15 protein-coding genes are annotated in these 13,421 nt (G+C 67.4%); 7 read left to right on the plus strand and 8 right to left on the minus strand.

The genetic code is table 11. The annotated features are described in order from the left end of the window. Window positions 1-10 precede the first annotated feature (10 nt). Complete coding sequence (locus NO931_RS12170) at window positions 11-1,066, plus strand: DUF5787 family protein (RefSeq protein WP_256392604.1); 1,056 nt, start codon at window positions 11-13, stop codon at window positions 1,064-1,066. A gap of 77 nt (window positions 1,067-1,143) precedes the next feature. On the opposite strand, the gene NO931_RS12175 is transcribed toward NO931_RS12170, so the two are convergent. Beyond that, on the minus strand, window positions 1,144-1,641 hold the full coding sequence (locus NO931_RS12175) for a DUF5797 family protein (protein WP_256392887.1): 498 nt from the start codon (window positions 1,639-1,641) through the stop codon (window positions 1,144-1,146). 94 nt (window positions 1,642-1,735) lie between these two features. On the opposite strand from NO931_RS12175, the gene NO931_RS12180 reads away from it, so the two are divergent. The 3 genes from NO931_RS12180 to NO931_RS12190 all read left to right on the plus strand — a co-directional run bounded on the left by NO931_RS12180 (window position 1,736) and on the right by NO931_RS12190 (window position 3,152). Beyond that, window positions 1,736-1,993 (plus strand): DUF5789 family protein, encoded by a 258-nt coding sequence (locus NO931_RS12180; RefSeq protein WP_256392605.1) that lies wholly within the window; start codon window positions 1,736-1,738, stop codon window positions 1,991-1,993. 103 nt (window positions 1,994-2,096) lie between these two features. Next, window positions 2,097-2,408, plus strand: a complete 312-nt coding sequence (locus NO931_RS12185; protein ID WP_256392606.1) for a transcription factor S — start codon at window positions 2,097-2,099, stop codon at window positions 2,406-2,408. A 183-nt stretch (window positions 2,409-2,591) separates the two neighbouring features. Continuing rightward, entirely contained in the window at window positions 2,592-3,152 is a 561-nt protein-coding gene (locus tag NO931_RS12190) for a DUF6517 family protein (RefSeq protein WP_256392607.1), read from the plus strand. A 39-nt stretch (window positions 3,153-3,191) separates the two neighbouring features. Here NO931_RS12190 and NO931_RS12195 read toward each other — a convergent pair whose 3' ends face one another. From NO931_RS12195 to NO931_RS12220, 6 genes are all read right to left on the minus strand, one after another. Beyond that, window positions 3,192-3,386, minus strand: a complete 195-nt coding sequence (locus NO931_RS12195; RefSeq protein WP_256392608.1) for a hypothetical protein — start codon at window positions 3,384-3,386, stop codon at window positions 3,192-3,194. A gap of 69 nt (window positions 3,387-3,455) precedes the next feature. Continuing rightward, window positions 3,456-4,187, minus strand: a complete 732-nt coding sequence (locus NO931_RS12200) for a tRNA (adenine-N1)-methyltransferase (protein WP_256392609.1) — start codon at window positions 4,185-4,187, stop codon at window positions 3,456-3,458. Further along, window positions 4,184-4,579: a nascent polypeptide-associated complex protein gene (locus NO931_RS12205; protein ID WP_256392610.1), complete on the minus strand. Its 396-nt coding sequence runs from the start codon at window positions 4,577-4,579 to the stop codon at window positions 4,184-4,186. The genes NO931_RS12200 and NO931_RS12205 overlap by 4 nt, the downstream gene beginning before the upstream one ends. Before the next feature lie 103 nt (window positions 4,580-4,682). After that, window positions 4,683-6,434 (minus strand): histidine kinase N-terminal 7TM domain-containing protein, encoded by a 1,752-nt coding sequence (locus tag NO931_RS12210; protein ID WP_256392611.1) that lies wholly within the window; start codon window positions 6,432-6,434, stop codon window positions 4,683-4,685. Between the two features lie 49 nt (window positions 6,435-6,483). Then, window positions 6,484-7,350, minus strand: coding sequence for a 2-oxoacid:ferredoxin oxidoreductase subunit beta (locus tag NO931_RS12215; RefSeq protein ID WP_256392612.1), 867 nt, complete (start codon window positions 7,348-7,350; stop codon window positions 6,484-6,486). Beyond that, window positions 7,347-9,101, minus strand: a complete 1,755-nt coding sequence (locus NO931_RS12220) for a 2-oxoacid:acceptor oxidoreductase subunit alpha (protein WP_256392613.1) — start codon at window positions 9,099-9,101, stop codon at window positions 7,347-7,349. The genes NO931_RS12215 and NO931_RS12220 overlap by 4 nt, the downstream gene beginning before the upstream one ends. A 320-nt stretch (window positions 9,102-9,421) precedes the next feature. Between NO931_RS12220 and NO931_RS12225 the strand changes: the two genes are divergently transcribed. The 3 genes from NO931_RS12225 (at window position 9,422) to NO931_RS12235 (ending at window position 11,176) form a co-directional block, all read left to right on the plus strand. Beyond that, on the plus strand, window positions 9,422-10,051 hold the full coding sequence (locus NO931_RS12225) for a ferredoxin--NADP reductase (RefSeq protein WP_256392614.1): 630 nt from the start codon (window positions 9,422-9,424) through the stop codon (window positions 10,049-10,051). Window positions 10,052-10,126: 75 nt separating this feature from the next. Continuing rightward, window positions 10,127-10,795, plus strand: coding sequence for a helix-turn-helix domain-containing protein (locus tag NO931_RS12230; RefSeq protein WP_256392615.1), 669 nt, complete (start codon window positions 10,127-10,129; stop codon window positions 10,793-10,795). Between the two features lie 54 nt (window positions 10,796-10,849). Next, entirely contained in the window at window positions 10,850-11,176 is a 327-nt protein-coding gene (locus NO931_RS12235) for a HalOD1 output domain-containing protein (RefSeq protein ID WP_256392616.1), read from the plus strand. Window positions 11,177-11,457: 281 nt separating this feature from the next. Here the strand turns inward: NO931_RS12235 and dnaK are convergent, their stop codons facing one another. Next, the gene (dnaK, locus tag NO931_RS12240) at window positions 11,458-13,368 is read right to left on the minus strand and encodes a molecular chaperone DnaK (protein ID WP_256392617.1); all 1,911 of its coding nucleotides are present in this window, start codon (window positions 13,366-13,368) and stop codon (window positions 11,458-11,460) included. Window positions 13,369-13,421: the final 53 nt, after the last annotated feature.

The raw sequence follows: 13,421 nt of genomic DNA on the forward strand, positions 1-13,421 counted from the left end.
TGTGCGAGCAGTGACAGCCGAGCCGGCTTCGGAGTTCGAGTTCGAGCTGCTGGTCTGTCGGTGGGTCGAGCGCGAGTGGCCCCCGGGCGACGAGCGCGACGCCGAGCGCGCGGTGCTGGTCGCCCGCCAGCTCGGCACGAAGCGGCGCCGCTGGGACACGATCGCGATCGAAGCCGACCGGGCGGCGCTCCGGCGGCGCGCGAACTTCGGCGCCGAGCGCCTCGACGGCGACCTGCTGCACGTGGTCCGGTCGGCGCCCGCGGACTGGGCGTGGTACCGTGACTGCCTGCCCGATCCGGGCTACGCCTGGCGCTACGTGCGCGAGGCGATCCACGAGGCCGACGATCGGGACATTCTCGACGTGCGACGGAACGGCAACCGCATCGAGATCCGCCGGAAGTGGGTCTATCCGGACTGGATCGACCGGATCGTCGCGATCGAGAACAAGCCCGATCTGGACGCCAGCGCGGCCCGGGCCCTGCGCCCGCAACTGGAGCGGGACGTCGCGCTCGCGCTGGCCGACGAGGCGTGGGTCGCGACGACCGCGACCGGCGAGCGCGTCGAGCCCGCGATTCTGGAGGACATCCCCGTCGAGGCAGGCGTACTCGCCGTCGATCCCGCCGAGCGGTCGGCGTCGGTCGCCTGGCACCCGCGGACGCTCGACGCCGACGCGCCGGGCACCCGGATCGAGGACCGAGCCGACGACGCCGACTCGGAGTACGTCCAGTCCGCGGGAACGTTCGAGTACGTCGCCCCCGAGCGAAAGCGCGAGCTCCGGCTCCGGATCGCCGAGCGCGCCTACGAGCGGGGCTGGCGCTCCTTCGTCGACTCGATGCGGCCCGACTGCCGGCACTTCCGACTGCTCGACGCCGATGGCCAACTGCTGCCCCGCTGTGACGCCAAAGAGTGCACCCAGACCAGCGCGGAGTGCTCGGGATCCTGTCCGGAGTACGAACCTGAGCCGCCGGCGTGGCGCCAGCGCGGGTGGCCGATCGAGGGCGGACCCGGGAAGCGGCTGCAGCAACTGCTCGCAGAGCGGCGGCGGCGGCATCGTCCGGGTCTGTGAGACGCCGCGGTCAGTGAGCGCCGCGGCGTCGGTGGCGTCGACCCGGATATCGGGAGAAAGCGGCCGCAGAACGACGTTCAATCCGACACTTCGACCTCGATCTCGTCGCGCTCGGCGGTCAGCCGGAACGTGGGGACGCTCCGGTACTCGACCTCGACGACGCCCTTGCGCCGCAGGCTCTGAAGTCCCGATCGGACGTCCTCGGTGTCGGGGTCGACGTCGTAGGCCTCCCGCAGCGAGTGGAGCACCGACACCACGCTCTCGGAGCGCTCGTCCGGCCCGGCGAGCACGTCCAGAATCTGCGCCTGGAGTTCGGGGACGCGGACGACGCTGGGCACCTCGTCTTCCTCGCCCTCGACGCCCGGCTCGACATCGACCATGTCGTTGGCCTCGGCGGTCGCCCGGATCAGGCTGTTGTCGTCGCGGTAGTAGTAATCGCTCAGCTCCGATTCGAGGAACTGGTGGACCTCGCTGCCGCTGTCGAGGGCCCACCGGTCCTGCAACTCGCCGTTCTTCGTCGGCTGGAGCTCGACGACGTCGGCGAGCCGGTCGCGAGCCTCCTCCGAGAGCGTCATCGCGTGGTGGTATCGGGGCGCCCGTACTTGCCAGTTCTGGATCCGGCGTCGGACGGGGCACACGTAGAAGGGCGGTGCCGTCGTAGACGTTTCCATGGGTCGCACTACCAGACTCAGCCGCGTCGACGAGGTACTGGACGAGCTCGATTACCCCGTAGTGCGCGCGGACGCCGCCGACGCACTCTCGGACGTGACGCTCGAACTCGCCGACGGCGAGGCGAACCTCGGCGAGGTCGTCTCGGAGACCGCCAGCGACTCCTTCGAGTCGGTGGACGAACTCAACAGCGCCCTCAACAACGCGCTGCCGCGGGAAGCCGTCGGCGAACCGTACCAGTCGGAAGGCGAGGGGTAGCGCTCGTCGCGGCCGGCGGATCTGGCCGTCCTGACGCCGCCGTCGAGCAGTCGAACGGCGACCGCGGGTGTTAAAACCCCGCCGCCGATAGGAATGCTCAACAATGGAGTTTTGCGACGAGTGCGGTTCGATGATGAAAGCCGACGACGAGCTCTGGATCTGCGACAGCTGCGGCAACAAGCAGCCCAAGAATCCGGACGCCAACTACGTCATCACCGACGACCAGGAGGCCAGCGAGATCATCGAGACCGAGAAGGGCGGTAGCGGCCTGCCCAAGACCGACGCGCGCTGTCCCGAGTGCGGGCACGACCGCGCGTACTGGTACATGCAGCAGATCCGCGCGGCAGACGAGTCCGAGACTCGCTTCTTCGTCTGCACCGAGTGCGAGCACAAGTGGCGCGAAGACGACCACTAACGACCTTTTTGCAGGAGCACCGCGACCGATCTCCGATCGGTCGCTCGACCCCGCCAAAAATTTCGACCAAAAAAGGCGCTCGCGTGCAACCGCGCTCGCTTCGCTCGCTCGGATGCTGTCAACGGTCCAATGTTTGCTAACATATACCAGACATCAATAGGCTGGACATCGTAGACTGTATCGATGGCCGCGACGCCACCGCAGGTGACCGCGGAGGGGATCGAAGCGTGGGAGTGCGTCGAAGCGTCGGTCGACACGCTGTTCAGCCTGCCCGTGGTCGCCGTCGAGGGGTACACGCTGGTCTACGAGGACGCCGCGCTCCGGGAGCGACTGCACCGAGCGACCGGCAAGGACATCACGCGATTCTTCTTCGCCACGCAGTTGGCGTTCGACCCGGCGCTCTCGGCGCGCGTCGAGGCGCTGCTCCAGCAGACGGTGACCTCGGCCGCCCAGGGCGCGTTCGCCGATCGACTCGAAGATCGTGGGCTCACCGACATCCAGCACGGCGGCCGCCGCCGCGTCAGCGTCAACGCCGGCGGGCACGCGAGCGCGACAGCGTTTACCGGTAGCTACGAGTGCGACGGGACGGCCATCCCGATCGAGGGGCTACTCGCCGTCTGGCGCGAGGACGGCTTCACCATCGCCGGCGGTGCCCATCCGGTCGGCGACGGCGGGCTCGGCGTCGGCGTCGAGCCGGAACGCTACGAATCCGAGTTGCTGGAGCTGATCGGCGGCGTCGCGTAGCGGGGCGCCGGTGCGGCGTCCCCCGCGGTGCGGGCGAGTTCAGTCGAGGCCGGAAACGTCTTTCCCGCACTCGGGACAGGAATCGGGCGGGCTGGGATAGCCAAAGAGCCAGCCCTGCTTACTGAAGAAGTTTCCACAGTCCGTACACACTCTGACCCGGCTCTTGAGCACGTACTCGAACGTCCACTGGAGGAACAGCAGGAACAGGATGAAGGCGACGACGACTCCAATCATACCGCCAACGTGTCATCGGAGCATTATAAATCCCTCGCGCGACTCCGAAATTATGACCGTACCGCACCCTCAGACGTTCCGCGCGAACGTCAGGTAGCCGGTGTGGCCGACGCCGCGGGTCGAGGGTCGGGAGCCGCGATCGTCGAAGTCCATCTCGCGCTGGATCGTCTCCTGACTCTCGACGTTCGAGAGCCCGGTGTCGCGGGCCGCCTCGACGACCTCGCGCGTGTTCTCGACGAACGGCGAGTATACCGCGACGAACCCGCCGTCGGCGAGCAGGTCCGGTGCGCGTTCGACGACATCGGGGGCGTCCTGGGTGTCCAGCGTGAGCAGATCGAACTCTCCGAAGTCGTCGCGCTCGTCGATCGCCTCTACTACGTCGCCGCTGTTGACGTCGACGCGATCGGCGACGCCCGCCAGCGCCATGTTCTCGCGAGCCACCTCGGCGAACTCCGCCTTCTGCTCGAACGTGGTCACCTCGGCGCCCATGCGACCCAGGTACGCCGAGAGCACGCCGGTCCCGGTGCCGGCGTCCAGAACGCGGTCGCCCGACTGGACGCCGACGTGGCCGACGACCAGCCCGATGTCGCGGGGCATCATCGGCGCGCCCGTCCGCTCCATGTGGTGGAACAGGTCGGGCGAGCGCAGCCGCCGGACCTCGAACGGCTCGTCGAGGTGGGTCGTGATCGTGTCGCCGGGCTGGACATCCTCGGGCACGTCCAGCACGCCCAGATCGGTGCCGAAGTCCTCGCCCGGCTCGACGAGAAACTCGCGGTCCCCGCGGACCACCAGGACCGTCACTCTAGCTGGTCGACCGCGGCGGCGAGATCGCCGTCGTTTGCTTCGAGCGCCTCGCGGGCGGCGTCCTCGCTGGCGCCGGTCCGCATCGCGACGATCTCGACGTCGTCGTCCGGGACGCCGGCCGATTCCTCGGCGTCGTCGCCGCCGGACTCGCTCTCGATCGCGCCGGCCGCGCTACCGGCTTCCTGCTCTTCCGGCGAGCCGACGACCTGGTAGGTCTCCTGGCCGCGCGCGTCGATCTTGTTGACGTCGACGTCCTCGAACACGAGGTCGGCGTCGTCGGTCTCGATGACCACGCGGTTGGCGTCGAGCTCCTCCATGTCGACGCCCATCTGTTCCATCATCTGCTTCATCTTGCGGGGGTCCATACCGCCGCCGCCTCCTCCGAACATACCCGGAGGGTGGCTCCCTGTCGGGAAATAATTGACGCAAGTCGCCGGCGCGCGGTTCCCCCCGAGACCGCTCCGGACGGCAGCTGTGGCCCGGAATTGGGCTCTACCGCTCGTCCGCATCCTCGTCGACCAGCCCGGGAACCACGAGTTCGACCGTCGTCCCGTGCTCGTCCGCGCGGAAGGAGAGGTCGCCGCCGAGCGCGGTCACGCCCGTCTTGACGACCCACAGCCCCAGCCCGCTGCCGTGTTCCAGCGACGTCTCGGACCCGTCTTCGAGCACCGCGACTTCCGTCTGTGGGATGCCGGGGCCGTTGTCGGCGATTTCCAGTCGGATCGCTCGCCCGTCTCTGGCCGTGTCGGCCGTTCGCACGGTGACGACCGACTCGGCGGCGTCGTTGTGCTGAACGGCGTTTTCGAGCAGATTGCCGACGACGAGGCCGAGCAGCGTCGGATCGGTGCGAACCTGAAGCGACTGCGGAACGTCGATCTCGGCGTCGGCCCGACGAGTCGTCTCCGAGCCGGGACCGGAAGCGACCTGCACCGCGGCGTCGACCTCGGCGACCTGCCGCTCGATCAGCGATCGGAGATCGACGACCGACGGCTCGGTTCCCTCGCGGACGGAGCGGTCGAGCTCCCGCGCTCGATCCGCGAGATCGAGCAGTTGCCGGCTCTCGTCGACGACGATCGACGCCGCGTCGGCGAGCTCCGGGTCGTCGATTCCCGACTCGAGCCGCGAGGCGTGTCCCGTCACGACCGTCAGGTCGTTCCGAAGATTGTGTCGCAGCACGCGGTTGAGCACCGCGAAGTGGCGCTCGCGCTGGACGATGTCGGTGACGTCCTGCAGCGCGACCGTGTAGCCCAGCCGGCGTTCGTCGGCGCCGTAGAACGGCGACGCGGTGACGCGGTAGTGGCGGCGCCGTCCGCCTTCGAGCAGTTCGACGTCCTGTTCGTTCCGGTCGAGATCGACGGTCGCCGAGAGGTGGTCGTCCAGCGGATCGCCGACGATCGCCTCGTCGTCGGCGTCCAGCAGCGGGCCGGCGGCCGCGTTGAACGTGATGATCCGCCCGCTGTCGTCGACGATGACGACCGGCGTGTCGACGTCGTCGATCGCGGTGCGCTCGCCGATGCGTCGGGTCGCCGGATCGAACTCGAACATGTCACCCCCGTACAGCGCGTAGGCGTCGAGCAGCATGTGGGGCACGAGTGTCAGCGGCAACACGTTCACGCGCGGTGCCGGCCCGAGTTCGAAGACGTACGACACGAGCGCGAGCGTGGGAAGCACCGGCGTGAGCGCGAGCGCGATCGTCTGGAGTCGGAACAGGCGCCCGTAGCTGACGATCGTCTCCAGGAGGACGACGAGCGAGGCGGCGATGAGCGCCGCGATCAGGGCGAAGCCGGCGACGAGGCCGACGCCCCGGTCGTAGCTCGCGGTCGCCGCGCCGTAGGCCGGCGCGACCCGAAACTCGCTCCACGCGAGGTGGTGGAAGGAGTTCGTCGACACGACCAGCGTCAGGACGCCGACTGCGACGACGACGCCGGCCACCGGCGCCGACCGGAGCAGGCGTCCGCGCCCGGTGTAGGCCAGCGCGAACGCGAACCAGCAAAACGCCGCCCAGCCCCCCGTCAGCCAGAACAGCGCCTCCAGCCCGGCGCGGAGCGCGACCGGCTCGAACACCGTCAGCCCGACGCCGTAGCTGAAACAGACCGCGGCCATCGATCCGACGAGCGCGACGAACCACGTCCCGCCGGGCCGGTCGCGGTACCGGCGGACGAACCACAGAAGCGACAGGTTCGCGAAGCCGGCGCCCACGGTGAGCGCGGCCAGCCAGGTGATTTCCAGCGACAGGGGTGACACGCTCACGACCTGCGCGGGAAGAGTAAAAAGCTTCAGTACCGCGGCAGGATCAGTAGAACTCCCGAACGAGGTCCATCGCGTCCTCGGGCGCGCCGTCGGGAATCTCGGACATGTCCGAGTCGAGTCCGTGACGCTCGCTGTAGGGCACCGAGTCCTCGTCCTTGTAGAGCACGCCCATGTACTCCTTGTCGGCGTCTAGGATCGTCTCTTTGGCCTGCTCGCGATCGGTCGGGTCGTAGTCCTCTTCCTCCGAGAGATCGACCAGCGAGTCGCGGAAGTAGTCGTACGTGTCGACGTCGTTGAACGTCACGCACGGGCTGAACACGTTGACGAAGCCGAAGCCGTCGTGCTCGATGGCCTCCTGGACGATCTCGGTGTGGCGCATCGCGTCCGAACTGAACGACTGCGCGATAAAGGACGCACCCGAGGCCAGCGCGAGCGCCAGCGGGTTCACCGGCGACTGCTTCGAGCCTTCCGGCGTCGTCGAGGTCTCGAAGTCCTCGCGCGAGGTCGGCGAGGCCTGGCCCTTGGTGAGCCCGTAGATGCGGTTGTCCATGACGACGTAGGTCATGTCGACGTTCCGGCGCACCGCGTGGACGAAGTGGCCGGCGCCGATCGAGTAGCCGTCGCCGTCGCCGCCCGCGACCATCACTTCGAGGTCGGGGTTGGCGAGCTTGACGCCGGCACCCACCGGCAGCGCGCGGCCGTGGACGCCGTGGAGCGCGTAGCTGTGCATGTACGTCCCGATCTTGCCCGAACAGCCGATCCCCGCGACCACGAACGTGTCGTCGGGGGAGTTGCCGGTGTTGGCCAGCGCTTTCATCATGCCGTTCATCGTCCCGAAGTCGCCGCATCCGGGACACCAGGTCGGCTGCTTGTCGGATTTGAAGTCTGTGAATCGAACGTCTGAACTCATGCTTTCACCTCCGCGTCTCCCGCGAGCGCGGCCTTGATATCGTCTGCGAGCTCGTCGGCCTTGAACCGCACGCCGTTGTACTTGTTGACCCGTTGCACCCGCTCCAGCGCGTCGTGTTCGAGCAGGTCGGCGAACTGCCCTTTCTTGTTCTCCTCGACGACGATCACGTTCTCGGCTGCCCCGATCTCATCGGAGAGGTCGGGCCGCGGGAAGATGTAGGGCACCGAGAGGAATCGCACGTCGATGCCGTCGTCCTCGAGGAACTCGATGGCCTCCTGCATCGCACCCTCGTTCGAGCCCCACGAGATGACGAGGTTCTCCGAGTCCTCGGCGCCGAACTCCCGGGGCGACCAGTCCTCGCGTTCGCGAGCGGTCTCGACCTTGCGCTCGCGCTTGTCGACCTGCCGGACGCGCATGTCCGTGTCCTCGGTGCGTCGGCCGAGCTCGTCGTGTTCCAGACCGGTCGACATGTGGGCGCCGTCGACCGTGCCGGGGAGCGCCCGCGGGCTGATGCCGTCCTCGGTGTCGGCGTGGGCGCGGAACCGACCCTGCCCGTCGAGCCACTCGTCGACCGACTCGTCGTCGACGACCTTGCCGCGGTCGATCTCGACCTCGTCCATATCGAACTCCTCGGGCGCGAACGTCTGCTCGGTGACCGCCATCGCCAGGTCCGCGACGAGGAACACCGGGGTCTGGTACTGCTCGGCGAGATTGAACGCCTCGACGGTCTTGTGGAAACACTCCGCGACGTTCGTCGGCGCGACGACGAAGCGCGGAATCTCGCCGTGGCCGCCGTACAGCGCCATATTCAGATCGCCCTGTTCCTGTTTGGTCGGCATCCCCGTCGAGGGGCCCGAGCGCATCACGTCACAGATGACCAGCGGCGTCTCGGAGGTCGCGACCAGCCCGAACGTCTCGGTCATCAGGTCGATCCCCGGTCCGGACGTTGCGGTCATCGCTCGCGCACCGGCGCGAGCAGCGCCGAGCGCCATGTTGATCGCCGAGAGCTCGTCTTCGGCCTGGACGACGGTGCCGCCGTACCGGTCGATCCGACCCGTCAAATACTCCATCACGTCCGTCGCGGGCGTGATCGGGTAGCCCGAGTAGAACCGGCAACCGGCGGCGATCGCCCCCATGCCGATCGCCTCGTCGCCGTTCAGCAGGACGTAGTCGTTGTCGGTCGTCTCGAGCTCGTAGTCGAACTCGTCGTAGTTCTCCTGGACGTGGTCGCGACCGAGGCGAGCTGCTTCCTTGTTGTTCTCGACGATCTTCTCGCCCTTCGAGCCGAAGCGCTTCTCCAGCGATTCGTCGAGGTTCTCGATCGGGAACGAGGCGATCTCGCAGGCCGCCCCCAGCGCGACCGTGTTGGCCATGATCGCCCCGCCGGCGTCCTCGGCCAGCGACTTCAGCGGCACGTCGACGGCGTGCATCTCGTCGGGAATCTCGGCGTCCCAGGAGCGCTCGCCGTCGTAGATGATGACGCTGTCTTCGTGGAGTTCGTCCAGGTTCTCGTCGATCGTCCGCTGTGTCAGCGCGACCAGCAGATCGAGTCGGTCCACCACACTTTGGACCTGTTCGGTCGACGTCCGGATCTTGTACGCCGTGTATCCCCCTCTGATCCGGGACGCGAAGTCCTTCGATGTGAACACGTGCCGTCCAGCGCGCGAGAGCGCCTGGGCGAAGATCTTGCCGGTGGAGTCGATCCCGTCACCGGCTTCCCCGCCGATTGCCCAGTTTAAATCCTCGGCCATGGTAGTGGCGCGGAGGTAGCCCGCGCCAAATGAAAAACCTTCTGGAACACCACCAGATGGGCCGGTTGAAACGTCGACTGCGTTCGCTTTCGTTTCCAAAACAATTGCGCGAACAACAACACTTATAGGTGCGTTCCGGGGACGATACGTGCCCAAGGTGAACACACGCACACTGTGTGGGGTTCACGATCACGCGAGTGTGGACACCCGTGGAACGACGACCGGAAACGATCGCCCGGATCCGTCGTGCGCGCTCCGAATCGCGACGCCGTCGTACGCCGAACGCAAGTCCTTAGGCCGCCACCGCTGCTAGGCCAGGTATGGACGAGACAGCGGCGACGGTCAGCGCCGTCGACACCGTCGGTCCCGACACGATCGCGATCACGTTCGAGACGCCGACAGGGTTCGACGCCGAGCCCGGGCAGTTCGTACTCGTGCGGGCGACGATCGACGGCGAGGAGCTCTCGCGGTACTACACGCTCTCCTCGCCGGGCGTCGGCGAGACGTTCGAGATCACGGTCGGCGTCGATCCCGAGGGCGACCTCTCGCCGTGGCTGGCCGACCGCGAGGTCGGCGACGACGTCACGATCGAGGGACCATTCGGCGAAGTCTACTACGAGGACGAACCCAGCGTCGTCGTGTTCGCCGGCGGCCCCGGCGTCGGCCCCGCGGTCGGTCTCGGCGAGGCGGCCGCCAGCGCCGGCGGCGAGGTCTCGATCGTCTACCGCGACGACGAGCCCGCTCACGAGGAGCGACTCTCGGCGCTCGCGAACGCTGGCGCGCACGTCGCGATCGTCGGCGACGACTCGCTGTCCGACGCCGTCGCCGAGGTTGCCGACGAGGGGCAGGTGTACGTGTTCGGCTTTCAGGAGTTCGTCGAAGACGTCCGGGACGCGCTCGAATCGGCGGGTGCAGACTTCGATAGCGCGAAAGTCGAGAGCTTCGGGTGACCGGTCCCGCGGCTAGCAACCGCCCCGTCGGCGCGGCCCCGGGTTCTTTACGCCGCGGCGAAGCCACCTGCTACTATGACCGCCATCGCCGAGTTCACGCTCCCGGCCGCAGACTTCCCGCTCGGGCGGGTGTTCGAGGAGCGTCCCGACGCGACGCTGGAGCTGGATCGGGTCGTTCCGACGGGCGACACCGTGATGCCATTCTTCTGGGTGACCGACCCTGACGGCGATCTGGCGGCGATCCGCGACCTGTTCGACAACCTGCCCGAACTCCGTTCCGCCACGCTGATGGAGATTGTCGGCGACAGGGGGCTCTTTAACGCCGAGTGGGACCCCGAGTACATGGGAATCATGGCGGCCGTCGGCGCCACCGACGTGACGGTCCTCTCCGCGACCGGTTCGATCGACGGCTGGGTGTTCGAGCTGCGGGCCGCCTCGATGGACCAGTTCGCCGAGTTCCGGCGCTACTGCGACGACCACGATATCCCCGTGGATCTCACCCGGCTCAGCCGCCTCTCGGAGATGTCGCCCGGCGACGAGTACGACCTCACGCCCGAGCAGCGCGAGGCGCTCGTTCTGGCCTACCGCGAGGGGTACTACGACGACGTCGGGCGCCCCGATCAGGATGCGCTCGCGGCGCAGTTCGGCATCTCCCGACAGGCGCTGTCGGCCCGGCTCCGGCGCGGCTACCGCAACCTCATCGAAAGCACGCTCGTCCGCGAACACCGCGAGGACGAGCAATGAACGCCTTACGTATGCAACAACGCGGTTGAACGATTCGGACGTGCTAGACGTAGCATGACGAGCGGAGATCGACAGGATCCTGTGGTCACGTACCGCTGCGCCCGCGACGAACGACTCAGCCGCGGCGTCGTCAAGGCGGTGGCGGAGGCCGCCGATATCTCCCCGGCTCCCGACGCCGCTGCCGACTGTGACGCGACGCTCGAACCGCTGTACAACGCCGTCGATCCCGAGGCGCTCGACGCCGTTTTCCGGCCGGCCGGTTCTGACGCCGCGCCCGTCTCGGGCCGGATCACCTTTTCGTACGCCGGCTATGAGGTCACCGCCGAGAGCGACGGCCGAATCTCGGCGCGGCAGCTGGACGCCACTGCCGAAGGCTGTTGACCGGTCGTAGCGACCGCAAAAAATGCAACCCGCCTGAACCGACGAGAGTGCCGTTTCGCGTTACCCGTCGGCGGCGTCGTCCAACTTAAAAAGGTCGCTACACTCGCTTTTTCAGACACCGATAGACTCGCTCCGCTCGTCTATCGAGCCGACGAGAGCGACGAGGAGTAACGCGACGAGTCGCTCTCGTCAAACTCGAAAAACTCACTTCGTTCGTTTTTCGAGACACCGGGAGACTTCACTTCGTTCGTCTCCCGAGCCGACGACTCGGACTCGTCCTTTCAGTCCTCGTCCTCGTCGTCGACGTCCTCGAAGTCGGCGTCGACGAACTCGTCGCCGTCGCCGGCCTCGGGACCGCCGTCGGTGCCCGTGGTCGGATCTGCATCGCCCGGTCCGGCCGCACCGCCCATGCCGCCCGCACCGCCCGCGGCGCCGCCGGCGGCGCCCTGCTGGTCGTACATCTGCTTGCCGATCTCTTGGAGGGCCTCGGTGAGGCTCTCGGTGACCTCCTCGTAGTCCTCCTTGGTGGCGTCGTCGTCTTCGAGGACGGCCTCGACGTCCTCGATCTCGGCCTCGATGTCCTCCCGGAGCGCGTCGTCGACCGCGTCCTCGTTCTCGTCGAGCAGCGTGTTAGCGCGCTGGATCGACTCCTCGGCGGCGTTGCGGGCCTCGATGCGCTCGCGGCGCTGCTGGTCCTCCTCGGCGTGCTCCTCGGCCTCGGCCTGCATCTGATCGATCTCCTCGTCGGAGAGGCCGGCACCGCCCTCGATGGTGATCTCCTCGGAGTTGCCGGAGCCTTTGTCCTCGGCGGAGACGTTGACGATGCCGTTTTCGTCGATGGAGAACGAGACCTCGATCTGGGGCGTTCCGGCCGGCGCCGGCGGGATGCCCGTCAGGTGGAACTCGCCGAGCAGTTCGTTCTCGTTGGCGATTTCGCGCTCGCCCTGGAACACGCGAACCTGCACGGAGGTCTGGTTGTCCGCGGCGGTGGTGAAGATCTTCGACTCCTCGGTCGGGATCGTCGTGTTCTTCTCGATGAGGCGCTCGAAGATGCCGCCCTTGACCTCGATCCCGAGCGAGAGCGGCGTGACGTCGAGCAGCACGAGGTCGTCGACCTCGCCGCCGAGCACGCCGCCCTGGATCGCCGCGCCCAGCGCGACGGCCTCGTCGGGGTTGACGTTCTTCTTGGGCTCCTTGCCCGTCATCTCCTCGACCTGCTCCTGGACCTGGGGCATCCGCGTCGAGCCGCCGACCATCAGCACTTCGTCGAGGTCGTCCTTGGAGTAGCCGGCGTCCTCGAGGGCCTGCTCGGTCGGCTCGACGGTGCGCTCGATCAGATCACTGGTGAGCGACTCGAACTTCGCGCGAGTCAGGCTCTCTTCGAGGTGGATCGGGCCGTCGTCGGTCGCCGTGACGAACGGGAGGTTGATCTCGGTCTCCTTGCGCGAGGAGAGCTCGATCTTGGCCTCCTCGGCGGCGTCCTTGAGTCGCTGGAGCGCCTGGCGGTCCTCGCGCAGGTCGACGCCGTGCTCGTTCTCGAACTCGTCGGCGAGCCAGTCGATGATCGCTTCGTCCCAGTCGTCGCCACCGAGGTCGTTGTCACCGTTGGTCGCGACGACCTCGTAGACGCCGCCGCCGAGATCGAGAATGGAGACGTCGAACGTCCCGCCGCCGAGGTCGTACACGAGGACGGTCTGGTCCTGATCGTCCTCGAGCCCGTAGGCCATCGAGGCCGCGGTCGGCTCGTTGACGATGCGCTCGACCTCGAAGCCGGCGATCTCGCCGGCGTCCTTGGTGGCCTGACGCTGGCGATCGGAGAAGTACGCCGGGACCGTGATGACGGCCTTCTCGACCTCGTCGCCGAGATACTCCTCGGCGTCGTGCTTGATCTTCTGGAGGATCATCGCCGAGAGCTGCTCGGGCGTGTACTCCTCGCCGTCGATCTCGACGGTGTAGTCCTCCTCGCCCATGTGGCGCTTGATCGACTGGATCGTGCGCTCGGGGTTCTGGATCGCCTGATTCTTCGCGGGCTTGCCGACGAGGCGCTCCTCGTCGTCGGTAAAGGAGACGATAGAGGGTGTCGTCCGCTCGCCCTCGCTGTTGACGATGATCTCGGGGTCACCGCCTTCCATCACGGCGAAAGCGCTGTTCGTGGTACCGAGGTCGATACCGAGAATCTTGTTGCTGGCCATCTTGCAAGAGCTTTGTGTGCTGTTCCGTATAAACCTTTCTACACAGTGGCAGA

It is taken from the genome of Natronoarchaeum rubrum (assembly GCF_024494695.1).

Excerpts from the sequence above, each read along its gene's own strand:
- NO931_RS12175 (WP_256392887.1), bottom strand. The coding sequence starts at position 1,641 with ATGACGCTCTCGGAGGAGGCTCGCGACCGGCTCGCCGACGTCGTCGAG.
- NO931_RS12180 (WP_256392605.1), top strand. The coding sequence starts at position 1,736 with ATGGGTCGCACTACCAGACTCAGCCGCGTCGACGAGGTACTGGACGAG.
- NO931_RS12185 (WP_256392606.1), top strand. The coding sequence starts at position 2,097 with ATGGAGTTTTGCGACGAGTGCGGTTCGATGATGAAAGCCGACGACGAG.
- NO931_RS12190 (WP_256392607.1), top strand. The coding sequence starts at position 2,592 with ATGGCCGCGACGCCACCGCAGGTGACCGCGGAGGGGATCGAAGCGTGG.
- NO931_RS12195 (WP_256392608.1), bottom strand. The coding sequence starts at position 3,386 with ATGATTGGAGTCGTCGTCGCCTTCATCCTGTTCCTGCTGTTCCTCCAG.
- NO931_RS12205 (WP_256392610.1), bottom strand. The coding sequence starts at position 4,579 with ATGTTCGGAGGAGGCGGCGGCGGTATGGACCCCCGCAAGATGAAGCAG.
- NO931_RS12215 (WP_256392612.1), bottom strand. The coding sequence starts at position 7,350 with ATGAGTTCAGACGTTCGATTCACAGACTTCAAATCCGACAAGCAGCCG.
- NO931_RS12220 (WP_256392613.1), bottom strand. The coding sequence starts at position 9,101 with ATGGCCGAGGATTTAAACTGGGCAATCGGCGGGGAAGCCGGTGACGGG.
- NO931_RS12225 (WP_256392614.1), top strand. The coding sequence starts at position 9,422 with ATGGACGAGACAGCGGCGACGGTCAGCGCCGTCGACACCGTCGGTCCC.
- NO931_RS12230 (WP_256392615.1), top strand. The coding sequence starts at position 10,127 with ATGACCGCCATCGCCGAGTTCACGCTCCCGGCCGCAGACTTCCCGCTC.
- NO931_RS12235 (WP_256392616.1), top strand. The coding sequence starts at position 10,850 with ATGACGAGCGGAGATCGACAGGATCCTGTGGTCACGTACCGCTGCGCC.
- dnaK (WP_256392617.1), bottom strand. The coding sequence starts at position 13,368 with ATGGCCAGCAACAAGATTCTCGGTATCGACCTCGGTACCACGAACAGC.